This window comes from Pseudomonas costantinii (assembly GCF_001870435.1).
GTDB lineage: Bacteria > Pseudomonadota > Gammaproteobacteria > Pseudomonadales > Pseudomonadaceae > Aquipseudomonas > Aquipseudomonas costantinii.
Genome location: NZ_MDDR01000004.1, coordinates 148,376 through 167,595 on the forward strand (window position 1 = coordinate 148,376; position 19,220 = coordinate 167,595).

18 protein-coding genes are annotated in these 19,220 nt (G+C 61.2%); 5 read left to right on the plus strand and 13 right to left on the minus strand.

Features of this window, described 5'->3' with window-relative positions:
* Positions 1–7: 7 nt before the first annotated feature.
* The 5 genes from BFL40_RS02055 to cbiE form a co-directional block, all read right to left on the minus strand.
* A complete protein-coding gene (locus tag BFL40_RS02055) occupies positions 8–403 on the minus strand; it encodes a DUF2946 domain-containing protein (protein WP_071482845.1) in 396 nt (131 codons plus the stop codon).
* Positions 404–505: 102 nt separating this feature from the next.
* Positions 506–829 carry a helix-turn-helix domain-containing transcriptional regulator gene (locus BFL40_RS02060; protein ID WP_071482846.1) on the minus strand — a complete coding sequence of 108 codons (324 nt, stop codon included), beginning with the start codon at positions 827–829 and terminating at the stop codon, positions 506–508.
* A gap of 5 nt (positions 830–834) precedes the next feature.
* On the minus strand, positions 835–1,167 hold the full coding sequence (locus tag BFL40_RS02065; protein ID WP_071482847.1) for a type II toxin-antitoxin system RelE/ParE family toxin: 333 nt from the start codon (positions 1,165–1,167) through the stop codon (positions 835–837).
* 56 nt (positions 1,168–1,223) lie between these two features.
* Positions 1,224–1,949 (minus strand): cobalt-precorrin-6A reductase, encoded by a 726-nt coding sequence (locus BFL40_RS02070; protein ID WP_071482848.1) that lies wholly within the window; start codon positions 1,947–1,949, stop codon positions 1,224–1,226.
* Positions 1,946–3,151 (minus strand): precorrin-6y C5,15-methyltransferase (decarboxylating) subunit CbiE, encoded by a 1,206-nt coding sequence (gene cbiE / locus BFL40_RS02075; protein ID WP_071482849.1) that lies wholly within the window; start codon positions 3,149–3,151, stop codon positions 1,946–1,948. The genes BFL40_RS02070 and cbiE overlap by 4 nt, the downstream gene beginning before the upstream one ends.
* Positions 3,152–3,189: 38 nt before the next feature.
* Here cbiE and cobG point away from each other — a divergent pair, with 38 nt between their 5' ends.
* The 5 genes from cobG to BFL40_RS02100 all read left to right on the plus strand — a co-directional run bounded on the left by cobG (position 3,190) and on the right by BFL40_RS02100 (position 8,541).
* The gene (gene cobG / locus BFL40_RS02080; RefSeq protein ID WP_071482850.1) at positions 3,190–4,536 is read left to right on the plus strand and encodes a precorrin-3B synthase; all 1,347 of its coding nucleotides are present in this window, start codon (positions 3,190–3,192) and stop codon (positions 4,534–4,536) included.
* A complete protein-coding gene (locus BFL40_RS02085; RefSeq protein ID WP_016976987.1) occupies positions 4,529–5,155 on the plus strand; it encodes a precorrin-8X methylmutase in 627 nt (208 codons plus the stop codon). The genes cobG and BFL40_RS02085 overlap by 8 nt, the downstream gene beginning before the upstream one ends.
* Complete coding sequence (locus BFL40_RS02090; RefSeq protein ID WP_071482851.1) at positions 5,155–5,886, plus strand: precorrin-2 C(20)-methyltransferase; 732 nt, start codon at positions 5,155–5,157, stop codon at positions 5,884–5,886. Before BFL40_RS02085 ends, BFL40_RS02090 begins: the two co-directional genes overlap by 1 nt.
* Entirely contained in the window at positions 5,886–7,523 is a 1,638-nt protein-coding gene (gene cobJ, locus BFL40_RS02095; RefSeq protein WP_071482852.1) for a precorrin-3B C(17)-methyltransferase, read from the plus strand. Before BFL40_RS02090 ends, cobJ begins: the two co-directional genes overlap by 1 nt.
* A gap of 238 nt (positions 7,524–7,761) precedes the next feature.
* Positions 7,762–8,541, plus strand: coding sequence for a hypothetical protein (locus BFL40_RS02100; protein WP_071482853.1), 780 nt, complete (start codon positions 7,762–7,764; stop codon positions 8,539–8,541).
* Here BFL40_RS02100 and tspR read toward each other — a convergent pair.
* From tspR to prmA, 8 genes are all read right to left on the minus strand, one after another.
* Positions 8,538–9,134: a MarC family protein gene (tspR, locus tag BFL40_RS02105; RefSeq protein WP_032890615.1), complete on the minus strand. Its 597-nt coding sequence runs from the start codon at positions 9,132–9,134 to the stop codon at positions 8,538–8,540. The genes BFL40_RS02100 and tspR overlap by 4 nt on opposite strands.
* 168 nt (positions 9,135–9,302) lie before the next feature.
* Positions 9,303–12,074, minus strand: coding sequence for a hybrid sensor histidine kinase/response regulator (locus BFL40_RS02110; RefSeq protein ID WP_071482854.1), 2,772 nt, complete (start codon positions 12,072–12,074; stop codon positions 9,303–9,305).
* A 115-nt stretch (positions 12,075–12,189) separates the two neighbouring features.
* A complete protein-coding gene (purD, locus tag BFL40_RS02115) occupies positions 12,190–13,482 on the minus strand; it encodes a phosphoribosylamine--glycine ligase (protein ID WP_071482855.1) in 1,293 nt (430 codons plus the stop codon).
* Between the two features lie 129 nt (positions 13,483–13,611).
* Positions 13,612–15,219, minus strand: coding sequence for a bifunctional phosphoribosylaminoimidazolecarboxamide formyltransferase/IMP cyclohydrolase (gene purH, locus BFL40_RS02120; protein ID WP_071482856.1), 1,608 nt, complete (start codon positions 15,217–15,219; stop codon positions 13,612–13,614).
* An 81-nt stretch (positions 15,220–15,300) separates the two neighbouring features.
* Complete coding sequence (fis, locus tag BFL40_RS02125; protein ID WP_002555375.1) at positions 15,301–15,621, minus strand: DNA-binding transcriptional regulator Fis; 321 nt, start codon at positions 15,619–15,621, stop codon at positions 15,301–15,303.
* Positions 15,618–16,631 carry a tRNA dihydrouridine synthase DusB gene (gene dusB / locus BFL40_RS02130; RefSeq protein WP_025859501.1) on the minus strand — a complete coding sequence of 338 codons (1,014 nt, stop codon included), beginning with the start codon at positions 16,629–16,631 and terminating at the stop codon, positions 15,618–15,620. The genes fis and dusB overlap by 4 nt, the downstream gene beginning before the upstream one ends.
* 185 nt (positions 16,632–16,816) lie before the next feature.
* Positions 16,817–18,064, minus strand: coding sequence for a DUF3426 domain-containing protein (locus BFL40_RS02135; RefSeq protein ID WP_071482857.1), 1,248 nt, complete (start codon positions 18,062–18,064; stop codon positions 16,817–16,819).
* A gap of 30 nt (positions 18,065–18,094) precedes the next feature.
* On the minus strand, positions 18,095–18,973 hold the full coding sequence (gene prmA, locus BFL40_RS02140) for a 50S ribosomal protein L11 methyltransferase (RefSeq protein ID WP_071482858.1): 879 nt from the start codon (positions 18,971–18,973) through the stop codon (positions 18,095–18,097).
* Between the last annotated feature and the right edge of the window lie 247 nt (positions 18,974–19,220).

Sequence of the window (19,220 nt, forward strand, 5' to 3'; positions counted from 1 at the left end):
GAAGAAATCAGACCGTTGGAGAGGCGCGCGGGTTGAGGCTCGGCCATTGCTGGCGCGGCGTCGGGGTTTGCAGTGACGGCGGCGGCAGGCTCAGCAGCGCATCGAACCGCGTGACGTACAACTGCGGCACATGCCCCGGCAACGCCACCAATGGCGCGGAGCCTGAGCAACACCAGCAATGCTGCATGGTGGAGTGATCGTCCTGCTGTGGTGCCGGAATCTCCAACTTGCCCAAGGCAATTGTTTTGAGGCTGGCGCCATTGGAGGAACAGAAACTGCCCCACAGCATTTGTTGGATCGGGTCCTGGGACTGCTGCATCGCACTCGCCATCGGCATGGCAAAGGCGTTGAACAGCACTGCAAAGCAGGCGATCCAGACGATTGCAAAGCGTTGACGGGCCATGGCGGAGAATCCGTAGGGTTAAACGATCAGGTGGGTATTTAGCCTGATCGAGGGGGATAAGTAAAAAGGGGCGGTGTGGTTTGGTGTCGCAGTTCTGGCAAGTTACGCAGTGGGTACTCCGTGGACCTGCATATCGACGCCTAACGTTTTTCTAATCACTGCAAAAATAGCCGCCAGATTATCCATGCTTGGATTACCGCTGGCAGACAGCATTCGATGCAAGCTCTTGCTAGGTTTTGAGGTTTCTTTTGCAAGACCTTCAAAGCCCACTGTAGCGTTAACCAGATCACGCAAAATTACGCGTGAAACTTCCGGTTCACCATTGAGAAACAGCGTAGCAGCCTCGTCTAGAAGTGCTTGGGCAAATTCGGGGTCGCGCTGGGCACGTTCGGCAATTGTGTGTTTGTAGCTGCGGGTGAGCGCCATGCTGGTTACCTCTTTTGTTCCGTTTTTTTGCCACGCTGATGTTCATCGATCAGCGATTTTACGACGTTGATATCGCGCTTTTGACTGGACTTGTCGCCACCACCGAACAAGATGATTAATCGGTGACCTTCTTGTATCAGATAGATTCGAAGGCCGGGTCCCCAGTTGATGCGGTATTCGCCCAGTCCGTCAAACCACTTGATGTTGCTGGTATTGCCCATCTCAAGTCGAACCAATGCAGTTGAAACTTTGGTCGCCGCTGGCACACTCAAGGATGAAAACCACTCATCGAACGGGCTGATCTGGTTGTCGCGTCGGTATTCTTCGATCTCAATCATTAGCCGTCCTGAAGGTAACAAATAGGTTACTAGTCAAGCAAGCAAGCGATCCTGTCTTATCGAATGAAATTTGCCAACGCTATGAGTGTTTCTTTGGGCGACAAGAGTTCCAGATCAACCTTCGCCAACACCGGTCGTTTAAGCACCAGCACCGGCACCCCACGCTCCCGAGCCACTTCCAGCTTCGGCTCGGTCGCCGTGCTGCCGCTGTTCTTGCTGATCAACACATCAATCTGTCGCCGCTCAAACAACGCGCGTTCGTCTTCGATCAAAAACGGCCCACGCGCGCCGATCACTTCACAGCGTTCATTCCCCGGATACACATCCAGCGCGCGCAACGTCCAGAACTGGTCCTCTGGGATCTCATCAAGATGCTGCAACGGCTCGCGTCCCAGCGTGAATAGTGGGCGTTTGAAGGGTTTCAAAGCTTCAATCAATTCAGCCCAATCACTGACCTCGCGCCAATCATCACCGGACTGCGGCTGCCACGCCGGTCGGCGCAAGGCCCAGCACGGGACATTGCATAACTGCGCAGCCTGGGCGGCGTTTTGGCTGATCTGCGCCGCATAAGGATGCGTGGCATCCAGTATCAGGCTGATGTTTTCATCGCGGACAAACTGCGCCAGACCTTCAGCGCCGCCATAACCACCCACGCGCACCTGACAGGTCAGGTCAGTCGGCACCCGCCCAACCCCGGCCAGGCTGTAGATATGTTCCGGGCCGAGGGTGCGGGCGATGGCCAGGGCCTCGGTGACACCGCCCAGCAGCAGGATACGGTTCATAGCGGTTTGATCACTTCCAATAGGGTGATCGGCAGCGCTTGGCGCCAGGTGTCGAACTCGCCTAGCGGCTGGGCCTGGGCCACATGGATGCGCGTCAGTTCGCCACCGTGCTGGGCGCGCCAGTTCATCAAGGTCATTTCGCTTTGCAGGGTCACGGCATTGGCGACCAAACGGCCACCGGGCCGCAGGTGTTGCCAGCAGGTGTCGAGCACGCCGTCGCGGGTCACACCGCCGCCGATAAAGATTGCGTCCGGCGTTTCTAAATTGCTTAAAGCCTGGGGCGCGGTGCCGCGAATCAGTTGCAGGCCGGGGACGCCGAGGGCGTCGCGGTTGTGTTCGATCAGGCCTTGGCGGCCCGCATCGGCTTCAATCGCCAATGCGCGGCAGCTCGGATGGGTGCGCATCCATTCAATGCCGATAGAGCCGCTGCCCGCGCCCACGTCCCACAGCAGTTCGCCGGGCATGGGTGCCAGGCGGGCCAAGGTCATGGCGCGTACATCGCGTTTGGTCAGTTGACCATCGTGTTTGAACGCCGAGTCGGGCAGGCCGGCGAGGCGCGACAGGCGCGGGGTATTGGCGTCGGCCAGGCAGTCGATGGCGATCAGGTTCAAGTCGGCGACCGACACAGGTTGCCAATCCTGAGCCAGCCCGTCGATACGCTGCTCATCTGCACCGCCCAGGTGTTCAAAGACGCTCATACGACTAGGCCCAAACCCGGACTCAACCAACAGCGAGGCAATCGCCGCAGGACTGCGCCCATCATTGCTCAACACCAGCAAGCGCACACCACTGGCCAGATGTGCGTTCAGCGCCGCCAATGGCCGAGCCACCACGGACAACGTCACCACTTCCTGCAATGGCCAACCCAACCGTGCTGCCGCCAGGGAGACTGACGAAGGTGCGGGCAAAATCAGCAATTCTTCAGCCGCCACTTGCCGCGCCAGGCTGGCCCCCACGCCATAAAACATCGGGTCGCCGCTGGCCAGCACGCACACAGGCTCGCCGCGCCGTGCCAGCACCGGCTCCAGGGAAAACGGGCTTGGCCACAGCTGGCGTTCGCCGCGAATACACACCGGCAACAGGTCCAACTGGCGTTGGCCACCTATAATCCGGGAGGCGCGCAACAGGGCATGCCGGGCGTTTCTGCCCAGCCCCTTGAAGCCGTCTTCACCGATGCCTACTACCGTCAGCCAGGGCGACATATGAATTCCTTGAACGACATCCGACGGGCAGGCTTTTCATGCCGCCGGACAAAGCAGGCATAATACCGCGCCTTTACCCGTCAACCGGTAGCCCCGTGAACCCAACGCCTGTTCTGAACACCTTGCGCCCCTCGGCTTGTCCGGGGTTGCTGCGTATTGTCCAGGCGTTGGATGGCGGCATTTGTCGGATCAAACTGACCGGTGGTTCGATCAGCACCGTGCAAGCCCATGCCGTGGCGGACGCGGCCCAGGCCTATGCGGGCGGGGTGATCGAGGCGACCAACCGCGCCAACCTGCAGATTCGCGGGATCGGCGCCGAGCAGGAGGCCTTGATCGCGATGCTCCTGGCCGCAGACCTTGGTCCGAACAACGCGGCCGGTGACGACGTGCGCAACCTGATGCTCAGCCCCAGCGCCGGGATCGATACGCACATGCTATTCGACACCCGCCCGCTGGCCGAGCAGATTCTGGCAACCCTGCAAAATCATCCGCGTTTCCATGAGCTGTCGGCCAAGTTCGCCGTGCAGTTGGATGGCGGCGAAGCCTTGGCGATGCTCGAACATCACCATGACCTGTGGTTGTCGGCGTTTGAGCAAAAGGGCGAGATTTTATTGGCGTTCGGCCTGGCGGGTTGCCCGGGGCTGGATGCGCCGTTGGCAGCCGTGCCGCTGGACCAGGGCCATGCATTGGTGGTGGCCGTGCTGGAAGCGTTTCTCGACCTGGCCACCCCGGCGCAAACCCGCATGCGCCATCTGGCTGTGGATAACTTACTGAACCAACTCAGCCTGCCGCTACTGCCGATTGACGGCTTCAAACGCCCGGCCAGTGGCGCTTTGTTGCACCTCGGAACTTATCCACAGCACAAAAAAGATCAGTTCTACGTCGCCGCCGTTGCGCCCTTGGGTCGCCTGGATTCGACAATGCTCAAGGGCGCTGCACGACTTGCCAGCGAGCATGGCGACGGCACGTTGCGCTTCACGCCCTGGCAGGGCGTGCTGCTGCCCAACGTTAAAAATCCGGGCGCGGTTACCGACGGCTTGGAGCAACTGGGCTTCCTCTGCTCTGTCGACCAACCCCTGGCGCGCATGATCGCCTGCACTGGCTCAAGCGGCTGCGGCAAAGGCCTGGCCGATACCAAGGCCGACGCGGTGTTACTGGCCGCCCTGCATCCGGACCCACACGTGCACCTGTCTGGCTGCTCGCGCTCCTGCGCCGCCGCGCATGTCGCGCCGGTCACCTTGCTGGCGGTGAGCCCCGGCCATTACGACCTCTATTTTCGCGAGGCAGCCCAGCCCGGTTTCGGCCGGCTGCACGCGCGCACTCTTTCCATTGAAGCGGCGGGCGCCTTGCTGCGCGTTCGCCCACGGAGCAACACCGATGATTGATTACATCCGCGACGGTCAGGAGATCTATCGCAACTCCTTCGCCATTATTCGCGCGGAGGCCAAGTTGGACCGCATCCCGGCCGACCTGGAAAAACTCGCGGTGCGGGTGATTCATGCGTGCGGCATGGTCGATGCGATCGACGGCCTGCAGTTTTCCGAAGGCGCCGGTAAAGCCGGGCGTGACGCGCTAGCGGCTGGCGCGCCGATTTTGTGTGATGCGCGGATGGTCTCCGAAGGCGTGACCCGTGCGCGCCTGCCGGCTAACAACCCAGTGATCTGCACCTTGCGCGACGACAGCGTGCCCGAGCTGGCGCGCGAACTGGGGAATACCCGTTCCGCTGCGGCGCTGGAACTGTGGCGGCCGCATTTGGAAGGCAGTGTGGTGGTGATCGGCAATGCGCCGACGGCCTTGTTCTACCTACTCGAAATGCTCGACGCCGGTGCGCCGAAACCGGCGTTGATCCTCGGCTTCCCGGTCGGTTTTGTCGGCGCCGCCGAATCCAAAGCGATGCTCGCCGCCGACAGCCGTGGCGTGCCGTTCGTGATCATGCAGGGCCGTTTGGGCGGCAGTGCGATGGCCGCCGCAGCGGTCAACGCCTTGGCCACGGAGGTCGAATAATGCAGGCGCGCGGACGTTTGATTGGCCTGGGCGTAGGCCCCGGTGACCCGGAACTGATCACCCTCAAGGCTCTGCGCCTGCTGCGTGAGTCGCCGGTGGTGGCGTACTTCGTGGCCAAGGGTAAGAAGGGCAACGCCTTCGGCATCATCGAGGACCACCTGGTGCCGCAACAGACGCTGATGCCGCTGGTGTATCCGGTGACGACGGAAGTGCTGCCGGCGCCGCTGTCGTACGAGCAAGTGATCAGCGATTTCTATGACACTGCCAGCCTGGATGTCGCCGCTCACCTCGACGCCGGCCGTGATGTGGCGGTGATTTGCGAAGGTGACCCGTTCTTCTACGGCTCCTACATGTATTTGCACGACCGCTTGGCTGAGCGCTACGACGCTCAGGTCATCCCCGGCGTTTGCTCGATGTTGGGTGGCGCCTCGGTACTGGGTGCGCCGTTGGTGTATCGCAATCAGAGCCTGTCGGTGTTGTCGGGCGTATTGCCCCATGACGACCTCAAGCGCCGCTTGGCGGACGCAGACGCGGCGGTGATCATGAAGCTCGGTCGCAACTTCCCCAAGGTGCGCCAGGTGCTGGAAGAACTCGGTTTGGCCGACCGCGCGCTGTATGTGGAGCGTGCGACCATGGCCAATCAGAAAATCGTACCGCTGGACCAGGTGGAGCCGATGTCGTCACCGTACTTCTCGCTGATCATCGTTCCGGGCGAAAGGTGGCAAGGTTGATGAGCCCGGCGATTGTCATTCTGGGCCAGGGTAGCCTGGCGACTGCGCGCACGATCCAACAGGTTTACCCCGGCGCGTTGATCCACGGCCTGGCCGGCCGGGTTGAAGGTGCAGACCACGCCTACAGTGAGTTCGGCGCGACCTTGCGTCAGTTGTACCAGCAAGGCACGCCGCTGATTGCACTGTGCGCTGCGGGCATCGTGATCCGTACCTTGGCGCCACTGCTGCTGGAAAAAGGTGAAGAACCTGCCGTGCTCGCCGTGGCCGAAGACGGTAGCGCTGTGGTGCCGCTGCTCGGTGGCCTTGGCGGTGTGAATGTCATGGCGCGCGAGATTGCCGCCGCGTTGGGTGTGGCCGCTGCGATTACCACCAGTGGCGAGTTGCGTTTCGGCACCTGCCTGCTTAATCCGCCGGTAGGTTATGAGCTGGGTGACCTGGAGCTGGGCAAGCGTTTTGTCTCGGACCTGCTGGCCGGCGAAAGCGTGCGCATCGAAGGCGCGGCGCCCTGGTTGGACCAGGCCAATCTGCCTCAGGACCAACACGCGCATTTAGCGATTCATGTGGGCAGTGCCGACCGCGAACCTGTCGCCAACGAGTTGCTGATTTATCCGAAGAACGTGTGCGTCACCTGCAAGCCTGGTGCGCAGTTGGCCGAGCGTGTACGAACGGTGTTGCGTGACGCTGGCATCGCCCTGCAATCCCTGGCCTGTCTGTTGGCCAGCGACACGCAGATGGCCGAAGCGTCACTGCATGACGCGGCGTTGGAACTGGGTGTACCCGTGCGTTTCGCCAAGGTGGAGCAAGACGCGGATATCGTTATCAGTGTGGCCGAGCAGCCTTTGGACCTGTCGCAAGTCGGCCGCCCCCGTGGTCGTCTCGCCGTGATTGGTCTTGGCCCAGGCGCCGCCGAGTTGATGGTCCCGGCCGTGAAGGCTGAACTGGCACGATGCACCGATGTGCTGGGCTATGAAACCTACGTGCGCATGGCCGGACCTTTCCGTGACGATCAGGTGCAGCACTGCACCGACAACCGCGAAGAAATGCAGCGCGCTCGCCACGCCTTCGAACTGGCCGCGCAGGGGCGCTCGGTGGTGGTGGTTTCATCCGGCGACCCCGGCGTGTTTGCCATGGCCGCCGCCGTGATTGAAGCGTTGCACGAGTCGAGTGACCCGGCGTGGCATCAAGTCGACCTGGAGATCTTGCCGGGCGTCTCGGCCTCCCTGGCTACCGCTGCTCAGGCGGGTGCACCGTTGGGCCATGACTTCTGCGTGATGTCGCTGTCGGACAACCTCAAACCGTGGGCGATCATCGAAAAACGCCTGGACCTCGCGTCCCAAGCCGACCTGGCGCTGGCGTTCTACAACCCGATCTCGCGTTCGCGGCCTTGGCAACTGGGGCGCGCCCTGGAAATCGTCGCGTTACATCGCACACCTGAGACGCCGGTGGTGCTGGGGCGTGATATTGGTCGCCCGGGCCAGACCCTGCGTATCACCACGCTGGGGCAACTGACGCCCGAGCAGGTAGACATGCGCACCATGGTGCTGATCGGTTCGTCCACCACCTGCGTGTTCCCGCGCGCCGGTGGTGGTGATTGGGTGTACACACCGCGCTGGTATGGCGAAAAACCCGTCTGCTGAAAACGGCTTGCCGCACGCAAGAAAGCTCCGAGTAACGCTGGGTGATTACCTACCGTTATTCGGGGCTTTTTCTTTTTTTGTCGATGAAATCCGGAAGGGTTCAGGGGGCGCCTAACAATTGCTGGGTGGCGTATTTCGCAGCGTGCCGGCAAGCGATGTTTGTCGTCTGGAAAGCTTGCCTGCGGCTGGATTAGTGTGGACACACGCCCCATTTGGGGGTGCTTGTGGAGAACTGAAAATGGAGCGACATCCTAGAAGGATCATCAATGCAAAAAGGCGCAAGCTGATTGCCGCCTACAAGTTGCCAGGAGCGCCAGGCGTGTACGCCTCATTGCCGACCGATACTGAGGACAACAGCAATGCGGCAGTTGTGAACAACGGGGTGATCTCGTTTATCGAGGGCATGTCTGCGCTGAACCGGGAGTACGTCCGCAAGAGCTATCTTCTGGCCAGCAGCTATGTGAGCGATGTGTTGAAGGTCCACCGGGGTACCGAGGCGTGGTACGACGAATTTATCAAGGTGATGATCAGCTTGGGCTGGCTACCGGTGCGCAGCAGTTTCGAGCGGGTCTCAAGCTCCGGCAAAGGGTTGACGGTGCAACTGGCGGCACTGAACATCATTGCGGCGATGTTGGCATCGACCTCACTGGCGGGGTCCCTGCTTGCGACGCTGCCCAAGTTGGCGGCCGATGCGCTGGAGGCCTTGAAGCGGACGCCTGCGTCTTTCGAGTTGTTCAAACGTAATTGTGCGGTACACCAAGGCGGCGATTTCGGTTTGGCGTCCTGTGCCGAAACCGATGGCGAAGTGATGATGGTGCTGGTGACTTACAGCTCACACGGCGTGAGCAAACAGGTGGGGCTGCCGTTTCTGGAGTGGGACAGCTCCTCGTTCGAGGCCTTCAGCGGGCAGACCTGCCTGGTGCTGAATACCTCGGTGGTCAACGAAAAAACCATTCGGCTGATGCGCGAAAGCGCGGGTGACAAGGTGCAGTTGGCGATCGCCAAATACCGGATCTAGGGCACCAGGTAACCGCGCACTCCGGTAAAGATAATTTGTGCGGCCAGGGCGCAGACGAACAATCCCATCAACCGGCTGACAATCTGCAAGCCCTGGTCGCCGAGAATGCGTTCGATACGGTTGGACAAGTACAGCACCACGCCCACCGTGAAGCTGGCCAGGGCGATGCTGAGGATCGCGGTGATCTTGTCATCCCAATGGGGCTGGCTGACGCCCATCACCAGCAGTGCGCCGATGGTGCCGGGGCCGACCGTGAGGGGAATGGTCAACGGCACGATGGTCACGTCCTGCTGCACGTTGTCGGTTTGCACGGCCGACTTGCCTTGGGCCATGCCCAGGGCTGAGATAAACAACACGCTGCCGGCGCCGATGCGGAAGGCATCCACGGTGATGCCAAACACACTGAAAATCACCCGGCCAAACAGGTAGAGCAACACGCTCGATACCAGCGTCGCCAGCGCCACTTTCCAGGCCAGGCGCCGCCGTTCTTTGCTGGAATAGCCGCGGGTCAGGCTGATAAAGCAGGACAGCACGAAGAACGGGCTGTAGAGCACCAGCATTTTCAGGTAGACGCTGAATAACACGTGGAGCATGGAGGCGGCTCGCAGGCTGGGAAGGTCGTGGGGGAGTCTAACAGTCTCGGATGATCGTTCCCACGCTCTGCGTGGGAATGCCGCTTTGGACGTTCCGCGTCCCGCCCGGAAAGTGACGCAGAGCGTCACAGGATGCATTCCCACGCGGAGCGTGGGAACGATCATCGGTCAGGAGGGGGCGTGTTCTGGCCGCTGCTGACGCTGCGTCACCCAGAACTCCACCAGCTCACGCAACTGCGACAACTCCACCGGCTTGGCCATATGCCCATCCATCCCGGCCTGGCGCGCGCGCTCTTTATGTTCCGAGAGAATGTGTGCGGTCAGCGCCACCACCGGTGTGCGAATACGCTGGTGACTGACTTCCCAGGCCCGCAGTTGCTGGGTGGCTGAGAAACCATCGAGGATTGGCATTTCACAGTCCATCAGCACCAGATCGTAACGCTGGGCTTTCATCGCCTCGAGCGCTTCTTCGCCGTTGCTGGCGGTATCGGGGTTGAGGTTGAGCTTGCCGAGCATGCCGCGAATCACTTTGGTGGAGATGCTGTTGTCTTCGGCCACCAGGATGCGGAAGTCGTTGGGCACGGTCACCGCGACGGGCGCGCTGAGGGCGGCGCGTGGCTGCACGATGCCTTTGCTGCGTTGGGTCAGTTCGTCGGCCAGGGTGGTCTTCAGCGTATAGCCGGCGACCGGCTTGGCGAGGATGCGCTTGATCCCGCAGTTGCGCGCGATGATCTTGCTGGGCGCGTTGCTGATGCCGGTGAGCATGATCAGCAGGATGTCGTGGTTCAGGCTCGGGTCTTCCTTGATCTTCGCCGCCAGTTGCATGCCGGTCATGCCGGGCATGTTCTGGTCCAGCAGTACCACGTCGAAGTAGTCGCGCAGGTGCGCTTTGGTGCGCAACAACGCCAAGGCTTCTTTGCCCGAAGGCACGGCACTGACGTTCAAGCCCCAGGCGGTGCATTGTTGCACCAGCACCTTGCGGCAGGTGTCGTTGTCGTCCACCACCAACACCCGTGCATCTTTGAGTGGGCCGTCGAGGTCGGAGGTCGGGTGTTCCAGGCGTTCCGGGTCCAGCGGCAGGGTCAGCCACAGGGTGCTGCCCTGGTGGCTGCCGCTCTTGATACCGAACTCGCCGTTCATCAACAGGATCAGTTGGCGGGCAATCACCAGGCCCAGGTGGCCGCTCAAGCGGGTGGCCGAGAGGAAGTTCTTGCTGTGCAGTTCGCTGTGCAGCAACGCGTCGCGTTCGGCGGCTTCCATCGGCAGGCCACTGTCCTGCACGGCAATGCGCAGGCGTGGCTTGGTGCTGCGCTCGTCGAGGGCGACGACGATCAGCACTTCACCTTCATCGGTTTTTTGCAGGGCGTTTTCCAGCAGGCTCAACAGTGCCTGGCGCAGGCGCGTGGGGTCACCGCTGATCACCCGGGGCACTTGGGGCTGGATAAAGCTGATCAGCTCGACGTTCTGCTGCTCGGCCTTGGCGCGGAAAATACTCAGGCAGTCTTCGATCAGGGCATTGAGGTCGAATTGCACGTCATCCAACTCGATCTGCCCGGATTCGAGCTTGGAGATGTCGAGGATTTCGTTGATCAGCGTCAGCAGTTCGTTACCGGCGCTGTGAATGGTTTGAACGTAGTCGCGTTGTTTAACCGACAACGGCGTGCCCAGCAGCAACTCGGTCATGCCCAGCACGCCGTTCATGGGGGTGCGGATTTCGTGGCTGATCTTCGCCAGGAACTCGGCCTTGGCGGCAATCTCGGCGTTGCTGGCAGCCAGGTCGCGGCTGAGGCTGAAGCGAGTTTCAACAATTGCACGCTGACGCTCACCCAGGGCCAGGCTCATCAACAGACCGCTGAGGCAGATAAAGCTCAGCAGGGTGACGATCAAACCTTGCGGTGCAACCAGTGTCAGGCCGAGCAGGGCGGGGAGGATGATCAGCGTACCGATGTTGAACACCACCATCGCCGCTACGAACAAGCGCGCAGGGCGGTAGCCTTTTTGCCAGTGATAAGCCGAGATAAACAGCATGCTCAGGCCGGCCAGGGCTACCAAGGCATAGGTGATGATGTTCAGCGGCAAGGTGTTGACGAATAACAGCAGCAGGCCGCTCAGCACGATCAGCAGGATGTCGGCCATCAGCAGCTTGTTCAGTGGGTGCGGGCCCAGGGGCATGAAGAAGCGATAGGCAAACATCAGCCCGCACGGCGCGGTCAGCAACAGGGCGAGGTACGCGCCTGGGGTTTGGATCGCGTGCCAGTTCGGCAGCCACGGCCCCACCAGGTTGAGCAGCAGCGCCAGGCTCAGCATCAACAGCAATTCGCAGGCCGCCAGCCACAGACTGCTACGCGAGCGATGGTAGGCGAAGCGCGTGAGGTTATGCAGGATCAGCATCAACAGGACGCCGAACAGCAGGCCGTAGATCAGCGTCTGGTTCTGGTCGGCGGCGGCCAACACGGCCGGTTCCAGGGTGATGTAGGGGCGCAGTTCGTGTTCCGAGACCAGGCGCAGGTAGACCTCGAGGGGTTTCTGGCTTTGTGGCATCGGCAGCATGAAGTCGCTGCTGGGCAGAGGGCGTTCGGCCTGGGGCTGGCGCGTGCCCGTGTTTTGTTGTTCCACCAGGGTGTCGCCGTCCAGTACATAGAGGCTCAGGTGGGACAGGTCCGGGGCGAATACCCGCAGCACTTGCTCGTGCTTGCCGGGTTGTAGCTTGAAACGTACCCACAACGCACCGTCCGGCTCCGCGGCGGTAATCCGGTCCAGTTCGATGGGGCTGAATTGATTGGTGTAGCGGGCGGAACGGATGTCGCTCAGTTGCAGGTCGGCCTGTTCATCAAGCAATACTGCCCAGCCACTGCCTTGCGCGGCGGCCTGGGCCGGGAACAAGCAGAGCAGGGTCAGCAGACTGACTGTGAAACCTATGGCGATCCTGAGCCAGCGCACGGCGAAATCCCTTCGTAGGTTGATGCACGGGTTAACTATGCGCGGGGCGCCATGTGTAGGGCAAGGGCCTGGGGCCCTTACCTAACCGAACGGATAGCTACTTAATGGTAGCTGCTCAGTTGCTCTCGCCACGTTCGCGGGCAATGGCGCGGTAGCCGATGTCCGTGCGGTAGAAGCAACCTTGCCAGTCGATTTTCGCGGCCAGCTTGTACGCCTGTTGTTGCGCGGCGTCGACACTGACACCCATCGCGGTGGCGCACAACACACGGCCACCTGCGGTTACAACATTGCCATCCTTGAGCGCGGTACCCGCATGGAACACCTTGCCTTCCAGCGTAGCAGCCGCGTCCAGACCTTCAATCACATCGCCCTTGGCGTAGTCGGCAGGGTAACCACCGGCCGCCAGCACAATGCCGACGCTCGGACGTGGGTCCCACTGCGCTTCAACCTTGTCCAGCGCCTGGGCCAGCGCCGCTTCCACCAGCAGCACCAGGCTCGATTGCAGACGCAGCATCACCGGTTGGGTTTCCGGGTCGCCGAAGCGGCAGTTGAACTCGATGACTTTCGGGTTACCGGCTTTGTCGATCATCAGGCCGGCGTACAGGAAACCGGTGTACACATTGCCTTCGTCGGCCATGCCACGCACGGTTGGCCAGATCACCAGGTCCATGACGCGCTGGTGCACTTCGCTGGTGACCACTGGAGCAGGGGAGTAAGCACCCATGCCGCCGGTGTTCGGGCCACTGTCGCCGTCGCCGACGCGTTTGTGGTCTTGGCTGGTCGCCATCGGCAGTACGTTTTTACCGTCGACCATCACGATGAAACTGGCTTCTTCGCCGTCGAGGAACTCTTCGATGACGACGCGCGAACCGGCGTCACCAAAGGCGTTGCCGGCGAGCATATCGCGCACAGCGTCCTCGGCTTCTTGCAGGGTCATCGCAACGATCACGCCTTTGCCGGCGGCCAGGCCATCGGCCTTGATCACGATCGGCGCACCTTTTTCACGCAGGTAAGCCAGGGCTGGCTCGATCTCGGTGAAGTTCTGGTAGTCGGCGGTAGGGATCTTGTGGCGTGCCAGGAAATCCTTGGTGAACGCTTTGGAGCCTTCCAGCTGTGCAGCGCCGGCGGTAGGGCCGAAGCAATCCAGGCCACGGCTGCGGAACAGGTCCACGACGCCGGCAACCAATGGCACTTCCGGACCGACGATGGTCAGGGAGACGTTTTTCTCGGCAAAATCGGCCAATTGCTCAAGGGCCAACACGTCGATGGCGACGTTTTCGCACTTGGCTTCGATAGCGGTACCGGCGTTGCCTGGGGCGACGAATACTTTCTGGACGCGTGGGTCCTGGGCAACTTTCCAGGCCAGGGCGTGTTCACGGCCACCGCTGCCAATGATCAAAACATTCATTTCAAAAACCTCGTGTGGAGGATCGTTCCCACGCTCTGCGTGGGAATGCCTCTTGTGACGCTGCGCGTCACGCTTTGGGACGCGCAGCGTCCCGGGCTGCATTCCCACGCGGAGCGTGGGAACGATCAATCAGTGGCGGAAGTGGCGCATGCCGGTGAAGACCATCGCGATGCCGGCTTCGTCAGCAGCAGCAATCACTTCAGCATCACGCATCGAACCACCCGGTTGGATCACGGCGGTCACGCCAGCCTTGGCCGCATTGTCCAGGCCGTCGCGGAACGGGAAGAATGCGTCGGAGGCCATCACCGAACCGACCACCTGCAAACCGGCGTGCTCAGCTTTGATCGCGGCGATACGCGCCGAGTTCACGCGGCTCATCTGGCCGGCGCCGACACCGATGGTCTGGCGGTTTTTGGCGTAGACGATGGCGTTGGACTTAACGTACTTGGCGACTTTCCAGGCGAAGATCAGGTCGTTGATCTCTTGTTCGGTCGGAGCACGTTTGGTTACGACTTTCAGGTCTTGGCTGCCGATCATGCCGATGTCGCGGCTCTGTACCAGCAAGCCGCCGTTGACGCGCTTGTAGTCCCAGGCGGCGGCACGGTCAGCCGACCACTCGCCGCAGGCCAGCAGGCGCACGTTGGCTTTGGCGGCGACGATGGCGCGGGCCTCTTCGCTCACAGAAGGGGCGATGATCACTTCAACGAACTGACGCTCGACGATCGCTTTAGCGGTCTCGGCATCCAGTTCACGGTTGAACGCGATGATGCCGCCGAATGCGGACTCGGTGTCGGTGGCGTAGGCCAACTCGTAGGCCTGGCGAATGCCGCCTTCCGCATCCGGGCTCACGGCCACGCCGCACGGGTTGGCATGCTTGACGATTACGCAGGCTGGTTTGACGAAGCTCTTCACACATTCCAGCGCGGCGTCGGTGTCGGCCACGTTGTTGTAGGACAGCTCTTTGCCTTGCAGTTGGGTCGCGGTGGCGATGCCCACTTCGGCAGGCTTGGCTTCAACGTAGAACGCCGCGCTCTGGTGCGGGTTCTCGCCGTAGCGCATTTCCTGGGCCTTGATGAACTGGCTGTTGAAGGTGCGCGGGAACTGGCTGCGGCCGGAGGTCGACAGGGTCTCAGCGGCCTGGTTCACGGTGCCCATGTAGTTGGCGATCATGCCGTCGTAGGCGGCGGTGTGTTCGAACGCCTTGAGCATCAGGTCGAAGCGTTGGGCGTAAGTCAGGCCACCGGCTTTCAGGCTTTCCAGCACATCGGCGTAGTCGCTGGCGTTGACCACGATGGCTACGTCTTTGTGGTTCTTGGCAGCCGAGCGAACCATGGTCGGGCCGCCGATATCGATGTTTTCGATGGCGGTCGGCAGGTCGCAGCCTGGCTTGTTGATGGTGGCTTCGAACGGGTAAAGGTTAACGGCCACCAGGTCGATCGGCTTGATGCCGTGTTCGGTCATGATGGCGTCGTCGATACCGCGACGGCCGAGGATGCCGCCGTGGATTTTCGGGTGCAGGGTCTTGACCCGACCGTCCATCATTTCTGCGAAACCGGTGTAGTCCGCCACTTCCACTGCGGCCACGCCGTTGTCCTGCAGCAGTTTGAAGGTCCCGCCTGTGGAAAGGATTTCCACGCCCAGGGCTTCCAGCTCCCGGGCAAATTCGAGGATCCCGGTCTTGTCGGAGACGCTGATCAAGGCACGGCGGATCGGCAGGCGGGTAGTCTGGTCGGTCATTTCAATTTCCATCAAAAGCAAAGGAGTCAGCAAAAAAGGCGACCGTTTTTACGCGGGCGCCTTTCTGGTTTGATTGAATGCTTACAGCAAATCGTACTGTTTGAGCTTTTTGCGCAAGGTGCCACGGTTGAGGCCCAGCAGCTCACTGGCTTTGGTCTGGTTGCCCTTCACGTAGTTCATCACGCTTTCGAGCAAAGGTGCCTCGACTTCGGAGAGCACCAGGTTGTACACGTCCGTGACGGAAGCGCCCTCAAGGTGGGCGAAATAATTGTGCAGCGCTTTCTCGACACTCCCACGAAGGGTCTGGCCTTCTTCGCTCGGCGTGTTGAGGTGCTGTTTCAAATTGACGTTGTCGCTCACGGGTGTTGTTCCACTCACTAAAGTCTCGGTCATCATCGTCATGCGGCCACCCCCTCTCCGTCCCCTGTCCCCAGGCTCTTGTAACGCTCGCCGAAAAACTCACGAACGTTGGCGCACTGTGCTTCCGTATCATCCAAACGATTGAAGTGGGCGCGAAACTCCCTGGCGCCCGGCAGGGTTGCGAGATACCAGCCGACATGCTTGCGAGCAATGCGTACTCCCATTACGTCTCCATAGAAGGCGTGCAGGGCGGCCAGATGCTCTAGCAGAATACGTTCCACCTCGATCAACTCCGGTGCCGGCAAGACTTCGCCGGTACGCAGAAAATGCTCGATCTCACGAAAAATCCACGGCCGCCCCTGGGCGGCCCGGCCAATCAACAAGCCATCGGCACCGGTGGCGTGCAGCACGCGCCGGGCTTTCTCGGCTGAGTCGATATCGCCATTGGCGAAGACCGGCATCGACACCGCCTGCTTGATCGCGGCAATGGTGTCGTACTCGGCTTCACCGGTGTAAAGGTCTGCGCGGGTGCGGCCATGCACCGCCAGCGCTGTGATTCCTGCCTGTTCGGCGATCTTCGCCACCGTCAGGCCGTTCTTGTTGTCCCGGTCCCAGCCGGTACGAATTTTCAGGGTGACCGGCACATCCACTGCGGCGACAACGGCCTGCAGGATCTCGGCTACCAACTGCTCATCTTTCAACAGTGCGGAACCGGCGGCCTTGTTGCAGACCTTCTTGGCCGGGCAGCCCATGTTGATGTCGATGATCTGTGCGCCCAACTCCACGTTGGCTCGGGCCGCATCCGCCAGCATCTGCGCATCACCGCCGGCGATCTGTACCGAGCGGGGCTCGGGATCACCTTCGTGGATCATGCGCATCCGCGATTTGCGGGTGTTCCACAAACTCATGTCGCTAGTGACCATTTCCGAGACTACTAGACCCGCGCCCAAGCGTTTGCACAGCTGACGAAAGGGCTGGTCGGTGACGCCCGCCATTGGGGCGAGAATCAAGCCGTTCTGCAATGTATATGGGCCGATGCGTACCGCCGACATAGGACTTCCCTGTTGTGGGGCCGGATCATTAGAGTTCGAAAAAGGGTTGGCATGATACCCGCTCTCGATGACTGGATAAAGGCTGAATTGGATAAAATCTGAACAGTTATTTCTTTATCGCCGCCGGTTTGGTTGCGCAAAGCCAAGTCAATAATCCGCCGCCAAGCCTTTGCGTGTGAGCCGATTTACTCAGGCGAGTGGAAAGTCAGGCTGTAATTCACGGCTTTGCTGCCCGGATCGAGGATATCCAGGGAGATATGGATCGGCGTCTGCGAAGGCATTTCGCTCACCCCGGCCAGCTCCCCACTCAGGTATTCGCCGGGCTTGAAACGACGACTGGCAATCAGGGTGCCGTTCAAATCGGCAAAGCGCAGTTCCAGCAGCGGGAACGGCTGGGAGAATGTCGCACGGTTATAGATGATCGCATCCACCACCAGCGCCCCAGCGAACTCCGGGTTACTGCGTACTACCAGATTGCTGCTCTTGATATGCGCGATATCGACCCGTGATGGCACGGTGCAACCCAGTGTAGGGCACAGTTGCTGGAACCATGGGCGGTAGGCGTCCTGGCGGGCCAGGTCGTCGAATTGGTAGGCGATGTACTGGCCTGCCAGGCCAGCGGCGGCGAGCAATACCAGGAACATCCAGATGAGGCGGGAGCCCCAGCCAGAAGGACGTTTCTGCGCATATAAGTGCAGTGGATCGTCTTCAAGGTCCTGGAGTACGTCGTCGTGGGCGCCGGCTTCGGGACGCAGGCGTTTGCGACGGGATTGAGGACGCTCTTCGGGTTCTGGTTCGTCCACCGCATCGGTCACAGGGGTGAACGGTGGGTCAAGATCATCAGGGCTTGAGCGCAACGGTGGCTCATCGTCGAGATCGTCGGTGTGAAACGACATGGACGGCTCGGTGCGCTGCTTGGTCGCTGGGGCCTTGGTGGGTTCAGGTTCGTCTTCGGGCGGCTGGTCGCGTTCCTCGGGTGGCTCGCTGAAGAGGCTGGCGGCCCATTTTTCTTCCTCGGCCTTGGCGGTGTCGCGGCTGGCGCTGAGGGAGTCTTCCTTTTGCCGGCGATCAGTGTTCGCTTGACGACGCTCCGCTCCCAACGGCTGGGTGTGCTGAATCTCGCGGCGCTCCAGCTTGGCCAGTTCTTCGTCCAGGTCCAGATTGTCCAGGTCCAGCTCTTCGGCGGTCCACTGTTTCTGGCTGATTGCCCGCGGCGCCTGGGGAGGGGCCTCGACAGCTTCTTCAACGACAGTCGGCGGCTCAGGTTCCGGCGCAGGCGTGCTGGCGCGCTGCTCCAGCAACTGGCGAGCCGCGTTGAATACTTGCAGGCACGAGCCGCAGCGAACCACGCCACGGGCCACGCTTAATTGAGCGTGGCTGACGCGAAAGCGGGCTTGGCAATGCGGGCACTGGGTGACGAAACTGTCGGTCATGCGGCCATCCGATTCAGGCAAGCGCTCATTCTAGCGCCGACGACCGCTGATGCGTACCCAGCCATCGCGGTTGGCGATCGGGTCCAGCTCGAAATCCTTCGCGTAGGCAGCGGCCACGTCTTCACCTTGCTCGGCGAGGATGCCCGATAGCGCCAGGCGGCCGCCCGGCTTAACCAGGCTCGATAGTTGCGGTGCCAGGGAAACCAGCGGCCCGGCGAGGATGTTCGCCACCAGCACATCGGCTTGCGCCTGGGGCAATTGCTCCGGCAGGTACAGCGGGAATTTACCTTCAGGGATGTTGTTGCGCCCGGCGTTATCGCGGGAGGCTTCGAGGGCCTGTACGTCGATGTCGGTGCCGACGGCTTCCTTCGCGCCCAGCAGCAGGGCGGCAATCGCCAGGATCCCAGAGCCGCAGCCGAAGTCCAGTACGTTGCAGTCGCTCAGGTCCTGGCCGTCCAGCCACTCCAGGCACAGTGCGGTGGTGGGGTGGGTGCCGGTGCCGAACGCCAGGCCCGGGTCGAGCAACAGGTTGACCGCATTTGGCTCGGGGGCGGCGTGCCAGCTTGGCACGATCCACAGGCGTTGGCCGAAGCGCATTGGCTGGAAGTTGTCCATCCAGCTGCGTTCCCAGTCCTGGTCTTCGATGATTTCGCTGTGGTGCTCGGGCAGTGGGCTGCCGGTGAGCAGTTCCATATGGGCCAGGACGCTGGCGGCATCGGTGCCGTCTTCGAACAGGGCCAGCAAGTGGGTGTGGGACCACAGGGGGGTGGTGTTGAGTTCGGGTTCGAAGATGGGTTGGTCTTCGGCGTCCATGAAGGTTACCGAGACGGCGCCGACTTCGAGGAAAGCGTCTTCGTAGGTTTCGGCTTGTTCTGGGCTGATGGCGAGACGGACTTGCAGCCAAGGCATGGCGGGTACCTTTGAAAATAATGAATGTGCAGCGGGGGGTGGGCTGCTGGAAGCGCGCCAGTTTACGCGAGGTGGGGGGGGAGTACATATCCGTTTCTGCGGTAACGGCTGATATGGGTTCCGCCCTTACGGCGGGTCACTTTTGGAAAAGAGCCCCAAAAGTAACCAAAAGGGCTCTTGGGTATGACTCACCCACATAGGTAACAAATCAGTTCAAGCACATAGGTAACAGTTTTTAACTGGTACT

Bases quoted from the DNA above. Each gene is read 5' to 3' on its own strand.
- BFL40_RS02055 (WP_071482845.1), bottom strand. From the start codon at position 403: ATGGCCCGTCAACGCTTTGCAATCGTCTGGATCGCCTGCTTTGCAGTG.
- BFL40_RS02060 (WP_071482846.1), bottom strand. From the start codon at position 829: ATGGCGCTCACCCGCAGCTACAAACACACAATTGCCGAACGTGCCCAG.
- BFL40_RS02065 (WP_071482847.1), bottom strand. From the start codon at position 1,167: ATGATTGAGATCGAAGAATACCGACGCGACAACCAGATCAGCCCGTTC.
- BFL40_RS02070 (WP_071482848.1), bottom strand. From the start codon at position 1,949: ATGAACCGTATCCTGCTGCTGGGCGGTGTCACCGAGGCCCTGGCCATC.
- cbiE (WP_071482849.1), bottom strand. From the start codon at position 3,151: ATGTCGCCCTGGCTGACGGTAGTAGGCATCGGTGAAGACGGCTTCAAG.
- cobG (WP_071482850.1), top strand. From the start codon at position 3,190: ATGCCGCCGGACAAAGCAGGCATAATACCGCGCCTTTACCCGTCAACC.
- BFL40_RS02085 (WP_016976987.1), top strand. From the start codon at position 4,529: ATGATTGATTACATCCGCGACGGTCAGGAGATCTATCGCAACTCCTTC.
- BFL40_RS02090 (WP_071482851.1), top strand. From the start codon at position 5,155: ATGCAGGCGCGCGGACGTTTGATTGGCCTGGGCGTAGGCCCCGGTGAC.
- cobJ (WP_071482852.1), top strand. From the start codon at position 5,886: ATGAGCCCGGCGATTGTCATTCTGGGCCAGGGTAGCCTGGCGACTGCG.
- BFL40_RS02100 (WP_071482853.1), top strand. From the start codon at position 7,762: ATGGAGCGACATCCTAGAAGGATCATCAATGCAAAAAGGCGCAAGCTG.
- tspR (WP_032890615.1), bottom strand. From the start codon at position 9,134: ATGCTCCACGTGTTATTCAGCGTCTACCTGAAAATGCTGGTGCTCTAC.
- purD (WP_071482855.1), bottom strand. From the start codon at position 13,482: ATGAATGTTTTGATCATTGGCAGCGGTGGCCGTGAACACGCCCTGGCC.
- purH (WP_071482856.1), bottom strand. From the start codon at position 15,219: ATGACCGACCAGACTACCCGCCTGCCGATCCGCCGTGCCTTGATCAGC.
- fis (WP_002555375.1), bottom strand. From the start codon at position 15,621: ATGACGATGATGACCGAGACTTTAGTGAGTGGAACAACACCCGTGAGC.
- dusB (WP_025859501.1), bottom strand. From the start codon at position 16,631: ATGTCGGCGGTACGCATCGGCCCATATACATTGCAGAACGGCTTGATT.
- BFL40_RS02135 (WP_071482857.1), bottom strand. From the start codon at position 18,064: ATGACCGACAGTTTCGTCACCCAGTGCCCGCATTGCCAAGCCCGCTTT.
- prmA (WP_071482858.1), bottom strand. From the start codon at position 18,973: ATGCCTTGGCTGCAAGTCCGTCTCGCCATCAGCCCAGAACAAGCCGAA.